Source organism: Microcoleus sp., from assembly GCF_049646505.1.
Lineage (GTDB): Bacteria > Cyanobacteriota > Cyanobacteriia > Cyanobacteriales > Microcoleaceae > Microcoleus.
Genome location: NZ_JBARVX010000458.1, coordinates 1 through 12,726 on the forward strand (window position 1 = coordinate 1; position 12,726 = coordinate 12,726).

The 12,726-nt window shown below is 45.2% G+C and carries 12 protein-coding genes; 4 read left to right on the top strand and 8 right to left on the bottom strand.

Going from position 1 to position 12,726, the window contains the following annotated elements; genetic code table 11:
- The first annotated feature begins 119 nt into the window (after positions 1-119).
- Both WBA89_RS22000 and WBA89_RS22005 read left to right on the top strand, forming a co-directional pair.
- Positions 120-956, top strand: a complete 837-nt coding sequence (locus tag WBA89_RS22000) for a dienelactone hydrolase family protein (RefSeq protein WP_424409452.1) — start codon at positions 120-122, stop codon at positions 954-956.
- Between the two features lie 398 nt (positions 957-1,354).
- Positions 1,355-1,837: a flavin reductase family protein gene (locus WBA89_RS22005; protein WP_424409454.1), complete on the top strand. Its 483-nt coding sequence runs from the start codon at positions 1,355-1,357 to the stop codon at positions 1,835-1,837.
- Between the two features lie 92 nt (positions 1,838-1,929).
- Here the strand turns inward: WBA89_RS22005 and WBA89_RS22010 are convergent, their stop codons facing one another.
- The gene (locus tag WBA89_RS22010; protein WP_424409455.1) at positions 1,930-2,436 is read right to left on the bottom strand and encodes a peptidase C15; all 507 of its coding nucleotides are present in this window, start codon (positions 2,434-2,436) and stop codon (positions 1,930-1,932) included.
- 27 nt (positions 2,437-2,463) lie between these two features.
- Between WBA89_RS22010 and WBA89_RS22015 the strand changes: the two genes are divergently transcribed.
- Positions 2,464-2,613, top strand: coding sequence for a hypothetical protein (locus WBA89_RS22015; RefSeq protein WP_424409456.1), 150 nt, complete (start codon positions 2,464-2,466; stop codon positions 2,611-2,613).
- Positions 2,614-2,837: 224 nt separating this feature from the next.
- Here WBA89_RS22015 and WBA89_RS22020 read toward each other — a convergent pair whose 3' ends face one another.
- From WBA89_RS22020 to WBA89_RS22050, 7 genes are all read right to left on the bottom strand, one after another.
- The gene (locus WBA89_RS22020) at positions 2,838-4,250 is read right to left on the bottom strand and encodes an NYN domain-containing protein (protein ID WP_424409458.1); all 1,413 of its coding nucleotides are present in this window, start codon (positions 4,248-4,250) and stop codon (positions 2,838-2,840) included.
- Between the two features lie 42 nt (positions 4,251-4,292).
- A complete protein-coding gene (locus WBA89_RS22025; RefSeq protein ID WP_424409460.1) occupies positions 4,293-5,564 on the bottom strand; it encodes an APC family permease in 1,272 nt (423 codons plus the stop codon).
- A 186-nt stretch (positions 5,565-5,750) separates the two neighbouring features.
- Positions 5,751-6,602 carry a phosphate ABC transporter ATP-binding protein PstB gene (pstB, locus tag WBA89_RS22030; RefSeq protein WP_424409462.1) on the bottom strand — a complete coding sequence of 284 codons (852 nt, stop codon included), beginning with the start codon at positions 6,600-6,602 and terminating at the stop codon, positions 5,751-5,753.
- A gap of 367 nt (positions 6,603-6,969) precedes the next feature.
- The gene (pstA, locus tag WBA89_RS22035; RefSeq protein WP_424409464.1) at positions 6,970-7,950 is read right to left on the bottom strand and encodes a phosphate ABC transporter permease PstA; all 981 of its coding nucleotides are present in this window, start codon (positions 7,948-7,950) and stop codon (positions 6,970-6,972) included.
- 2 nt (positions 7,951-7,952) lie between these two features.
- Positions 7,953-8,954 (bottom strand): phosphate ABC transporter permease subunit PstC, encoded by a 1,002-nt coding sequence (gene pstC, locus WBA89_RS22040; protein WP_424409466.1) that lies wholly within the window; start codon positions 8,952-8,954, stop codon positions 7,953-7,955.
- Between the two features lie 248 nt (positions 8,955-9,202).
- On the bottom strand, positions 9,203-10,231 hold the full coding sequence (pstS, locus tag WBA89_RS22045; protein ID WP_424409467.1) for a phosphate ABC transporter substrate-binding protein PstS: 1,029 nt from the start codon (positions 10,229-10,231) through the stop codon (positions 9,203-9,205).
- A gap of 190 nt (positions 10,232-10,421) precedes the next feature.
- Positions 10,422-11,831, bottom strand: coding sequence for an NYN domain-containing protein (locus WBA89_RS22050; protein WP_424409468.1), 1,410 nt, complete (start codon positions 11,829-11,831; stop codon positions 10,422-10,424).
- A gap of 80 nt (positions 11,832-11,911) precedes the next feature.
- On the opposite strand from WBA89_RS22050, the gene WBA89_RS22055 reads away from it, so the two are divergent.
- A partial coding sequence (locus WBA89_RS22055) for a UbiD family decarboxylase (protein WP_424409469.1) occupies positions 11,912-12,726 on the top strand: 815 nt, incomplete at its 3' end.

Sequence of the window (12,726 nt, forward strand, 5' to 3'; positions counted from 1 at the left end):
GTTGACAATTCCCAATTCCCAATTCCCAATTCCCAATTCCCAATTCCCAATTCCCAATTCCCAATTCCCAATTCCCAATTCCCAATTCCCAATTCCCAATTCCCAATTCCCAATTCCCCATGAAAGATTTAACTCGCAGACAATTTATCACAGTCACCGCATTAACCGCCGGATTTGCCTTAGCCGTTCATCCTATCTCTTTGGCAACTATTACCACAGATAAAACTGGTTTAATAGCAGGTGAAGTGAAAATCCCCGTGAAAGACGAGTTCATTCCAGCCTACAGAGCAATGCCCGCTACTGGCAGCGATTTTCCAGTAATTTTAGTAATTCAAGAAATCTTCGGAGTTCACGCACACATTCAAGATATTTGCCGCCGTTTTGCCAAATTAGGCTATTTGGCGATCGCCCCAGAAATGTTTGCCCGCCAAGGCGATGTTTCTAAAATCACCGACATCCAAGAAATTGTCAGCAAAGTAGTTTCAAAAGTTCCCGATGCTCAAGTGATGTCCGATTTAGATGCTACCGTCAATTGGGCGCAAAATTCAGGAAAAGGCAACATTAATAAATTGGGAATTACCGGATTTTGCTGGGGAGGCAGAATTGTTTGGCTGTACGCTGCCCACAACCCGAAAGTCAAAGCAGGCGCAGCTTGGTACGGACGTTTGGTTGGAGCTTCTACGGCTTTAACTCCCAAACAGCCGATCGACCTTGCAGCAACTTTGACAGTGCCAGTATTGGGGCTTTACGGTGGCAAAGACGACTTAATTCCCAACGATACAGTCGAGAAAATGCGACAACTTCTCAAAACTGGTAGCAGCGGTTCCGAAATTGTGCTTTATCCAGATGCGCCGCACGGTTTTAACGCCGACTACCGCCCCACTTACCGAGAAAAAGATGCCAAGGATGCTTGGCAAAAGCTGCAAAATTGGTTTAAGAAGCACGGGGTAGCATAAAAGTTTTGAGTGAGCAAGTTTTGAGTTTCTTACCTTCGCAACTCGATCTCGCTCAAAGCCATTTCTTCCTGCAATTCCTCACGGAATTTAGCTTTCATGCTGAATACAAAAACACCAACTACCAGCATAAAAACAAAAATTGTTCTCCATTGAACAAAAAAAAGCAAACCCGCAGCTAAAAATATTCGTATATACTTAGTTGTCAAAAAATACAAATATTTAAATGTAATTCTAGCAAAAGAAAGGTGGCGGGAAGCAGCATATTTGCTATCGAAAACAGCAAAACAGGCAATCTGAACAATATCGGTGTAGCCCGATCGCCCTTAAGACAGTTGGGTTTGCGGGCTCTCCAAAAGGTAAACTGGAAAATGTAGAATTATCGATCGACAGGTAAGCCCGTGCTAGACGAACAAGCTAAAAAGACCATCTTGCGGAAAATCCCCCACGGATTGTACATTTGCGGTGTCAAAGACGGGGAGGAACTCAACGGTTTCACCGCTAGCTGGGTGATGCAATCTTCCTTTACCCCTCCCTTAGTCGTTAACTGCGTCAAGCAAGACTCAAAATCCCACGCCATGATCGAAGCCAGCGGAGTCTTTGCGTTGAGTTTCCTAGAAGCAGGACAAAAAGAGTTAGCCCAGAAATTCTTTAAGCAGCAGCGGCGCGTTGGCAATAAATTTGAGGATGTAGAATTTTATGCCGGTGCCGAAACTGGTTGTCCGATTATCTCCGACTCTCTGGGTTACATTGAGTGCAGTGTTGTCGGCGCTGTAAAACACGGCGATCACACGGTGTATGTCGGAGAAGTTGTCGCAGCCGGCGTTCACCGAGAAGGCAATCCGTTGCTGTTAGAAAGCACTGGTTGGAATTACGGCGGCTAAAGACTTGGCAGTTGACAATTGGCAGTTGTCAGTTGGCAATTGGTAGGGGCGGTGCCCCCGTGCCCGCCCCGATCGTTGTCAGTTGTCAGTTGTCAAGAGAGGCGATTTAAGATTAATAAAAAATCGGCGACAATTTTGTCGGCATTGTCTGCAGTTAAAACTGGTACGTGTACAAAAATACATTTGGTGCTAAGTAGAGAATCGGCAAGGTGTTTTAAAACCGCATAATATAGGGCTTCGCAAACAAATTTTCCGGCTTCGTGACTGATTTCAGTTGTGGGTAAATCAGCAATTAGCTGTTCGAGATCAACTGTTGTTTTGAGAAGATCGCGCTCGCAGCAGGCGCAAGATTCTACGGTTAGTTTTTGTCGGCTTTCAGCCATGCCGCAGCAGATAACGGTGTCTGGTTGGATTTGGTTGATTTGGGCGATCGCCAAATTCGGCGCTGACTGAAAATCTACGGGCAGTTTCCTCAAAAAAATTATGGAATCAGGCAAAGATTGAATTTGAGAAGCCTTGGCTAATAAGTCGTCAGAAGAGTTGGATTCCTGATGCGGCAGCCAAGTGTCAAATGATGTTAATAAAATTTTGGTTGTCATAAATAATTAGGAATTGGGCATTGGGCATTGGGAATTGGGAATTGGGCATTGGGAATTGGGAATTGGGAATTGGCAATTGGGAATTGGGAATTGGGAATTGGGAATTGGGAATTGGGAATTGGGCCCAGCGAAGCGGAGGGATTGGAAATTGGAAATTGGGGAACAAATAACAAATAACCAATAACAAATAACAAATAACCAATAACAAATAACCAATAACCAATAACCAATAACCAATAACCAATAACCAATAACCAATAATCAATAATCAATAACCAATAACCAATAACCAATAACCAATAACCAATAACAAATAACCAATCACCAATCACCAATAACAAATAACCAATAACCAATCACCAATAACCAATAACCAATAACCAACAACCAATAACCAATAATTATTTTAGAGAAACTTGCCAGCCTTTTTCGGTTTTTGTGAGCTGAAGAGAAGCGCAGGATTGCAAAAATTTAGGAAATTTTCTACCGATGTTAAAGTCTTTAATTATTTGGGTAATTTGTTTGCCGTACTGTCTGTGAAATTCGCTGCCTAGATTGGAGAGAAATACAGAATTATCGGGAGAGTTGCCAGTTAAGTCGCTAACTATTTTGACGAGAGCTGTTTCCAAGTCTTCGAGAGAATTAATGTCTGTCAATTTTGCAGGTGCTGCTTGGGTGTTATTTGAATTTTCTTTGTTATTAAGTATTGGCGGGTGGGGGGGCAATTTAACTTCAAAAAGGGTGACATAAGTTTGAAATTTTTCTGAGGGTTTGTGGAGGACAAACTCGGTCGGATATTTGAGGAAGATATCTCTGGTTTTATTGCCTAGCAAATGCTGTTCTGCCAATTGATTGAGGGCTAAACCGTAATTTTCTTTAAATAAAGCTGAGATGGTAGAAATTTTGATCCACTGAGCTGAGGTGCGCTGTTGCTCTTTTTTGATTAATTCTTTGAGCTGAATAACTAATTGTTCTAGGGGTGTGATTTCTGGTAAGGTTGCGAGGGAATGGGTTTCTATTTGTCCGGTTTTGCTGTTTAAAACTATGATTTTATCTATTTGCTTGCGGACTTGAAATACGGTTAAGCCGTGGGCTTGCAGTGTATTGCTGAGGTGGGTGAGGGCGCGATCGGACGAACAGACAAAAATCTCTTTTGCTGTGGGATAATGTACGAAAATCGATGCGCCGACTGTAGCCATTTTTAAGTCTGCGCTGTCTTTGCCGGGGGGGACGTGAATTAGTTGATAGCCGCGCTGGTGAAATTCGGCATCTTTTTTGCCCATGCTGCGCCAGTTGGCAAAGGCTACTTTGATTTGGACGGGATAGTGGCAAATTCCCTCTAGGAATTTTTCGGTTTCGATGGTGAGTTGCAAGTTTTCGACATCTAGCAGCAAGATGGCAATGCCGGCAGGAAGCGAATTTGTTTGATGGGCGGTGGGAGTTGGAGGTTTTGGGGAAACTGTGTTTTGTGATGGGGCTGGTGCTGTTTGGGCTGTGGCTAGCTGCTGAATTTTGGCAAATATTTTGCTGAATTGAACTGAATTAATGAATTGTGGAGTCAGCAGAATTTGGAGATAGTTTTTGGCTGTCTGCAGCAGGGAATTTGTATCGCTGGCTGCTTTGAAGGTTTTGGTCAATTTTCCCATCAAAACTGCCTGAAAATCAGGTTTTGCCCAGGGGGTTTTCCTGTATTTTTCAGCTATCCATTCGGGATGTTGTTCGTGAATGGATGTTAGTGTTTGAGCGATATAGCGGCTGATGGCGCTGATTGCGACGGATTCTTGAGTCGCTGACAAGGGAGTTCGATCGGGCATGGCCCTCTACAATGCGGGATGGTGTCTCAATCTATCATAATGTTAGTTTCTTGCCGGCTGCCGGACGATCGCCCGCCAAATCCAACCTGCTGCAATTAACGCCAACCCAGTCAGCCAAATTTCCCTCTCCACCCAAAAAGCCAGAAACAGACACGCAGCCAATCCAACCCAAGCCAGCCACTGCGGGTAAAGCCTTTGGGCGGGGGAAAGTTGCAGCGCTGCGAGGTTGGTGATAGCGTAGTAGATCAAAACGCTAAAGGCACTGAATGACCAAGTGGTTTTAACATCGCCGACGAGGATAAAAAGTGCGATCGTAATTTCCACAACCACCACAGCTACATAAGGGGTTGTCTGCGAAGGATTCAGCCGCGCCAAGACTCGCGGCACATCCATACGCCGCCCCATCGCCAGCCAGACGCGCGACAAGCCTAAAATTAAGTTCAGCAATACTCCCAGCATGGCAGTAATTGCCCCGACGGCTAGCAGTTGAGAAACTCCCGGAGTGGGGAAACTGCGGGCGAGGACTTCCAAAGGTGCAGCCGCAGCGCCTGTTTGCAGGGACAATTTATCGGCTCCCCCCGCGCCTGCGAAAACTATTGCTACGGCCATGTAAAGCAGCATTGTCAGCACCAAAGTAAAAATTATGGCTTTGGGAATGGTTTTACTCGGTTCCCGCACTTCCTCGCTCATTGTGGCGATGCGGCCGTAACCGGTGTAGGCGACAAACATTAGGGCGGTGGCGTGGAGGATGGAGCCGATCGAACTATCATTTTGTACAGTGGCTATTTCCCATCTGATTTCTGGTAAACCTGCAGCGATAAAGACAGCCAGAGATAAGAGTGTAACTGAGACTATGACAGTATTGGTAATATTCGATCGCCTGATTCCCGTCAAGACAATTAAAGTTAGGGCGGCGAGGGCGATTAATGCTGTTAGGATGAGGTAAGTGCGATCGGCAACACCAACTGCATTTAAAAAATACCCCGCAAAACCCAAAGCAGCAGTAGCAGCCGAAGCCGTTTTAGCTAACAGAAACATCCAGCCGGCAGTAAAACCCAGCCAAGGATTGAGATATTTGTAACCGTATTCATAAGTACCGCCGCTAACAGGATGACTCGCCGCCAATTGAGCGCTGTTAAGGCCGTTGCAAACAGCAACCAAAGCAGCGATACCTACAGCCAAAAGCACTCCCGGCCCCGCAATTTGGGCCGCAATTCCGATACTCACAAATACTCCCGTACCGAGGATTGAACCCAGGCCCATGAGAGTTGCGCCAAAAACACCCAATTCTCGCTTTAAAAGTGGGGGAGACATATAAAAATGGTTTGCAGTAATCAGAATTATACCTTGCCGTCGCGATCGCACGGCACTCGGAAAATTCTTATTCAGATGTAAAGGTAAAGGCGAGAAACCGGGTTTATTTCTAGATTTGTGATTGCTAAACGCCAAATCTCATATAAACCCGGTTTCTGATATCGCGGCACAATTGCCAACTAAATATTAACCGAAACGACCTTGAATATAATCCCTGGTACTCGAATTACTTGCAGAAGTAAAAATCCGACTTGTCGGCCCAAATTCCACCATGTGGCCGATGCGGCTTTCATCAGTATTAAAGAAAGCCGTATAATCAGAAACCCGAGCAGCCTGTTGCATATTGTGCGTTACAATCACCACAGTTAACTGCTGCCGCAGAGTCTGAAACAACTCCTCAATCTTCATCGTAGAAATCGGATCGAGAGCAGAACAAGGCTCATCCATCAGCAGAATTTTTGGCTTCACCGCCAAAGCGCGAGCAATACAAAGGCGCTGCTGCTGTCCGCCAGAAATCCCCTGCGCCGACTTCTTCAAATTATCTTTCACTTCATCCCAAAGCGCCGCACTTTTCAGGGCAGATTCCACAATTTCGTCTAACTCTGCTTTGCTTTTGCGACCAAAAATGCGGACTCCGTAAGCAATATTATCGTAAATGCTCAGCGGAAAAGGATTCGGCCTTTGAAACACCATGCCCATTTGGCGGCGCAAACTATTAATATTGACTTTAGGACTGTAAATATCCTGTCCAAAAAACTCAACCCTGCCTTTTATTTGAACTTTTCCTTCCAATTCGCCGATGCGGTTGAGAGCTTTAAGAAACGTTGATTTCCCGCAACCTGAAGGGCCGATAATCGCCGTCACTTGCGGGTGAGGGATATTCATTGACAAATTTTCGAGCACTTTGTGAGTTCCGTAGGAGAAACTCAAGTCCTGAACCCGCAAGGCTGGCATGGCATTGGGGTCGATTTCAGGAGTCGCGTCTTCTAAAAATTGGTCGCTATATTTTTCAGATTTTAAGTTGCTTTTGGGTTTCATTATTTGCAGTTTTTCTAGTGTGGCTGGTAGATTTTTAGATGCAGAATATTACCTGATGGCATTATTTAGTTCGTCTTGATAGCTATGCACTGATTTCCGAAATCACAAATACACAGATATAGCATTTCAAGCGAAAGATGAGGTACTGTCGGGCATAGGGCCTAGGGCATAGGGCGGTATATGGCACACCTCACAACGCTTGAGAACCGCTATAGTTGTTTTCTTCCTTCTTCCTTCTTCCTTCTTCCTTCTTCCTTCTTGCTGATGACGTTGTACGGAAAGCTCGGAGGCGACAGCACTAATGACTAATGACTAATGACTAATGACTAATGACTTCTTCCTTCTTCCTTCTTCCTTCCCACGCAATTTACCTATCTTGCAAGCGTTTGCGAGTGACGGCGCGGGAGGCTAAGCTAGTAACTAAAACCATTCCCAAAAGAACAGAAGCGGCAGTCCACGCCAATTCGTTCTGCTCCTTGTAAGGAGAGCTGGCGTAACTGTATATTAATACTGACATAGAAGGAGTTGGAGTCAGCAGTGTACCGGGAATTTCTTGGATTTTTGAGAGAGTTTCTGCGCCGGCGGGAGACTGAACTATTTCGCCCAATTTCTCAACTAAAGGGGGCCAAAATTGGCTCGACAAGGCAGTTACAATTAGGGGTGCTGTTTCGCCGGCGGCGCGGGAAGCTGCGAGTAAAATGCCTGTGGTAATAGTCGGAAGTGCTGAGGGAATAATAATCCGAAAAATAGTTTGAAAGCGTCCACCTCCCAAACCAGCAGAAGCGAGGCGGTAAGAAACAGGCACTAATTTTAATGCTTGTTCTGTGGTTAGCGCCACAACGGGCAGCATGATGATGCCGAGAGCAACACCGCCGGCTAATCCTGAGAATGCTTTAGTTGTAATGACAATTAAAGCGTAAGCAAACACGCCGACAACAATTGAGGGAACGCTGCTGAGAATGACGGTGATAAAGCGGATTGTATTGGCAATTGCTTTATTTTCTCTACCAAACTCTGACATAAATATTCCCGTCATCACCCCGATAGGCACGCTAATTGATGTCGCAATACCTACCATTAAAGCTGTGCCGAGAATTGCATTAGCAAAGCCGTTGGGCTGGTCTTCAACTCCCACGGGTGCGGGCAGAGATACTAGCACTTCCCAGCTCAAATGTGTCAGTCCTTCCCCTAAAATTTTGTACAAAATAGCGAACAAAGGTAGCAGGGCAAGAGCTGTGAGAGCGAAGGAAATAACTGTCATTCCCCGGCCGAACAAATTTCGGCTCAGCGACAGGGGGTTATATATTTCCGCGTCCAGAATACTGTTTGATTTTTGTGCTTGAGTCATGTTTAATTCTTAGCTCCTTTAACGCCGATTAGCTGAACTAGCAAGACTGCGACTGCGTTCACCAATAGGGTGATGACAAATAGAATTAGGGCTAAATACATTAAAGCGCCGATGTGCAGTTCTTCTTGAGCTTCCCGAAATTGGCTTGCCAGAACGGCGGGAATTGAGTAGCCGGGAGCTAAGATGGATTTGTTGATTTGAATTGAGTTGCCAATTACCATTGTCACGGCCATTGTTTCGCCCAAAGCGCGTCCCAAGGCTAAGATAGTTGCTCCGATAATTCCCGAACTTGCTGCTGGCAATAACAGCTTAAATATGGTTTCCCAGCGGGTGGCGCCGAGGGACATGGAAGCGCTTCGCAAATCTATTGGAACTGATAGCAATACATCGCGGCTGATGGCGGCTACTGTGGGCAGAATCATTATTGATAAAAGTATGCCGGCGGGCAGCATTCCCGGCCCCACGGGTTCGCTGCTGAATAGGGGAAACCAACTAAAATTGTTGAACAGGGACTGCTGTAGAGGCAGCAGGAAGGGAATTAACACAAAGATTCCCCAAAGTCCAACGATGACGCTGGGAATGGCTGAGATTAATTCAACCATGAATCCCAAGGGCGATCGCACCCAAATTGGCAAAAAGTTCTCGCTAGTAACGATGGCTACTGAAAGCCCGAGAGGAATTGCGATGATAATGGCGATCGCAGAACTAACTAATGTACCGTAAATAAACGGCAAAGCCCCAAACTGTAACTCTCCGATATCCCATTTGGGATTCCACAAAAACTCCAGTCCAAACTTGCTAATAGCAGGCCAAGCATCCTTGAAAATTATCCAGCTCATCCAGAACAGCGTGCCCGCCGTCGCTAAAGCAAAAGCCCATACAAATACAGTAAATCCCGACTCCAGCCACAAACCTTCACCCTTCGTATCAGTCAAGTCTACGTGGGTGTTGATTGCTGCAGGCTTCCGAGTCAATTTTTTCGGTTTCTTTGAAGAATTGGTCATACCGAGTTATGGCGTAAACAGCGAAATCTTGAATTGAGAAACTCAGGATTTACGCACTCCGACAAAGAAACCGGGTTTTTTACGTAATCTGCTGACTACAGCGCGTTTTTTCGTAAAAAAACCCGGTTTCTGACCCCCGTGCGTAAGTTTCATAAATAAGGTGTGCACTTCGCACCAAAGCTCTGTAATTTATGAGTTTTGAGTCATACATTAAACTCAAAACTCATAACTATTGGAAAAAATTTGAATTAACCTCTAGCAACCACGCTCTGATTCACTGTTTGAATCACCTTTTGAGCTGTCCCTTGCGGAATCGAGGTATACTCTAGCTGTTTGTTGAGACCTTGGCCTGTAGTCATCACCCAATTAACCATCTTTTTAATAGCCTCTGCTTTCGCAGCAGGATACTGTTTGTAGATTAACAGCCAAGTCAAGCCAACAATCGGATATCCATCGTTAGGATTTCCTTCAACTAAGCGGAAATCTGCCGGGAAGGCTTCCCCTGCGAAAGCTTTTTCAGCTTCGGCCAAATTAGCGTCTACAAAGCGGCCTTTTTTATTTTGAATAAATGCCGTTTGGAGCTTGTTTTGCCGAGCGTAAGTATCTTGAACGTAGCCAATTGCACCCGCTGTTTGTTTCACCAAACCCGCTACGCCGGCGTTTCCTTGACCGCTGAGAGGGCCACCGGGCCAACTCGGTTGAGCGGCACCCTTGATGCTGCTGCCGATAGCCTGCAAGTGATTGCTAAAAATAAAGCTTGTACCGCTGCTGTCTGCCCGCACAACTACTCGAATTGCCGTGTTTGGCAAATTTTTAGCTTGTCCAGAAATTCCTGCTATTTTAGGGTCATTCCAGCGGGTTATTTTGCGTTCAAAAATGCCCTTCATCGCATCGGCACTCAGCCGCAAATTGTTGACTCCGGGCAAGTTGTAGACAACTGCAACCGCCCCGCCGGCTGTCGGCACTGCCATGACGCCGCGTTTTACCTGAGCGATTTGTGCAGAACTCATCAGGGCATCGCTGCCTGCGAAATCAACAGTACCTGAAATTAATGCTCGGATACCGGCGCCGGAGCCTGTTCCTTCGTAGTTAACAGTAATACCCGTGGCACTTCTCATTTGCGAGAAATATCGATCGTACAGCGGTTTAGGGAAAGTGGCTCCCGAACCGTTTAATGTTACCGCAGCTACCGCAGAACTAATCAAAGAGAGCGAAAATGCTGCTACCGCCAGCGTAACTATAAAGCCGCGCCGCCAGCTTTTAGTGAAGAAAACCATAACTCCTTGTCCTCAATTGATTAATAGCAGTCTTTGCAAATCTCTTCCATAGGATAGACTGAATTCCTCAACTAAAAACACGGGAAGTAATAAGCTTGTTTTAAATTTTGGTTAATCTTAGATTAAGTTTTTAATTGTTAAAAACTGGTTGTCTAAATTAAGTTGATTTTAAATTTTGGTTAATCTTAGATTAAGAGAACTGGGAAGGGGCGATCGCCACTTGATGTTCTTTACCTTTTTTTTGCACTTTAAATGTTTGAGATGACTTTAAAAAGTCGAGAAAATTACTCTCTAATTTGAGAGATTTCAGCTTTTTGGTAATTGGTTGACCGTATTGCTTATGAAATTCACCGGCTACTAGGGGAATCGAAATGTAAGCGCCTGGAGATTGAGCGGTTAAAGTTCTCACAATTTTTGCTAAAGATGATTCCAGTGTGGCAGATGAAGAAGTTTTTGAATCCGAATATTTTTGGACTATCGTCACTTGATATTCGCTCCCAAGCAATGTTAATTGAAATACCGAGGGACGCGACTGCAAAAACTTAACTAAACTGGAATTGACCAAGAAACTTTTGACTATAGAATCAGCATGAACTTGACATTGGTTGAAAAATAGTTTTTTAATTTCAGCTATACCAACAGCAGTTTTTGTAGAGTCTTTTATCTGCAATCGAAGGAGTTTTACAAGTATACTTTCTAAGACTTCCAGTGAATCGATAGTCACGGGATTAGCAGGGACAGTTTTTAGCAATTTTTCCTGTTCAATATTTGCACCAACAACTTCATAAGTTGCAGGTTCTTTTGGTTCGCAGGTTAGATATTTTGGGGATGATGCGAATGCTTCTATATTGGAGGAATTTATAGAAGTGAATTCGAGAGCGCGACGCTCTTGAAAAATCTCAACAATACTAGAAAGCCGAGCTATTCGCTCGTCGATTGATTGGTATTCAGTTTTCAATAAGTCAGCAATTTGATTTGCCAGTTCTGGAAATGTAGGGATTTCTATTTTACGTTCGCAAGAATAGTGATGGCTCTCCCCAGTTAGATGATTTTCTGCAGACAAGATAGCATTTTGACGGCGCACCCGAAACACAGTCAATCCCTGATTTTGGAGTTGATTGCAAAGGTGATTTAACAAACCGTCGGAGGAACAAACAAAAACTTGTCGGACATCCCGATAGCGGTGTAAAATAGCAGCACCGAAGGCAATCATTTTACCGTCAGCGCTGTTAGCGCCGCCCGGAGCGTGAATTAGTTCGTAACCGCGATCGTACAATTCAGTATCCAGCTTACCGGTGCTGGGGTTTTTCCAGTTAGCAAAAGCAATCTTAACTTGCAGGGGATAGCTGCACAAACTGGCTAAAAACTTTTCCGCATTAATGTCGAGTTTCAAGTTTTCTGCATCCAGCAGCAAAATCGCAATTTCCCGATCGAACTTTACGGCTGTTTCTGGGGAAGGAGAACTTTCCGCGCCTTCGCAACTCAACGGGTATCGAGGCTGAAAACCTTGTTGGCTAACAGCTTGGGACGGATAAAACTGCTGGCCGCGAGAACGACGGCTGTGGCGGAATCGATCGGGCGAACGTCGGGGATTTTTCATTAACTGACAAGGGTAGCTTAACTTTATGGTGGCCGATGGGCTAATAATAAAATAAATACACTTAACAATTCTTAAAGAAAATGGCTAGAGACTTGCGAGGATTCCTGAAACTCCTAGAAGAAAGGGGACAACTGCGCCGAATTAGCGCCTTAGTCGATTCCGATCTCGAAATTGCCGAAATTTCCAACCAAATGCTAGTCAAGGGCGGGCCCGGACTTTTGTTTGAAAACGTCAAAGGCGCAGAATTCCCCGTGGCGATTAACCTGTTGGGCACGGAAGAACGGGTTTGCTGGGCGATGAACATGGAAAAGCCGATCGAACTAGAAGAGCTCGGCAAAAAATTGGGAATGCTACAACAGCCAAAACCGCCCAAAAAGATTTCCCAAGCCATAGAATTCGGCAAAGTCTTGTTCGACGTAGTGAAAGCTAAACCGGGGCGCGACTTCTTCCCAGCTTGTCAGCAAGTGGTGTTTGAAGGAGAAGGCGTGGATTTGAACAAAATCCCGATGATTCGCCCCTATCCCGGAGATGCGGGCAAAATTATCACCCTAGGTTTAGTAATTACCAAAGATTGCGAAACCGGTACGCCGAATGTCGGGGTTTATCGCTTGCAATTGCAGTCAAAAAATACGATGACTGTCCACTGGTTATCTGTCCGAGGAGGCGCGCGGCACTTGCGAAAAGCGGCGCAGGCTGGTAAAAAATTGGAAGTTGCGATCGCCCTGGGAGTCGATCCTTTAATCATTCTCGCCGCAGCAACCCCAATTCCTGTAGATTTATCGGAATGGTTGTTTGCCGGACTTTACGGCGGTTCCGGCGTGAGTTTAGCGAAGTGCAAAACCGTAGATTTGGAAGTACCCGCAGACTCTGAAATCGTGTTAGAAGGAACGATTAC

What these genes read in the sequence shown, in the direction of transcription:
- pstA (WP_424409464.1), bottom strand. Translation starts at nt 7,950, where the DNA reads ATGACTCAAGCACAAAAATCAAACAGTATTCTGGACGCGGAAATATAT.
- WBA89_RS22010 (WP_424409455.1), bottom strand. Translation starts at nt 2,436, where the DNA reads ATGACAACCAAAATTTTATTAACATCATTTGACACTTGGCTGCCGCAT.
- WBA89_RS22000 (WP_424409452.1), top strand. Translation starts at nt 120, where the DNA reads ATGAAAGATTTAACTCGCAGACAATTTATCACAGTCACCGCATTAACC.
- WBA89_RS22050 (WP_424409468.1), bottom strand. Translation starts at nt 11,831, where the DNA reads ATGAAAAATCCCCGACGTTCGCCCGATCGATTCCGCCACAGCCGTCGT.
- pstS (WP_424409467.1), bottom strand. Translation starts at nt 10,231, where the DNA reads ATGGTTTTCTTCACTAAAAGCTGGCGGCGCGGCTTTATAGTTACGCTG.
- pstB (WP_424409462.1), bottom strand. Translation starts at nt 6,602, where the DNA reads ATGAAACCCAAAAGCAACTTAAAATCTGAAAAATATAGCGACCAATTT.
- pstC (WP_424409466.1), bottom strand. Translation starts at nt 8,954, where the DNA reads ATGACCAATTCTTCAAAGAAACCGAAAAAATTGACTCGGAAGCCTGCA.
- WBA89_RS22020 (WP_424409458.1), bottom strand. Translation starts at nt 4,250, where the DNA reads ATGCCCGATCGAACTCCCTTGTCAGCGACTCAAGAATCCGTCGCAATC.
- WBA89_RS22025 (WP_424409460.1), bottom strand. Translation starts at nt 5,564, where the DNA reads ATGTCTCCCCCACTTTTAAAGCGAGAATTGGGTGTTTTTGGCGCAACT.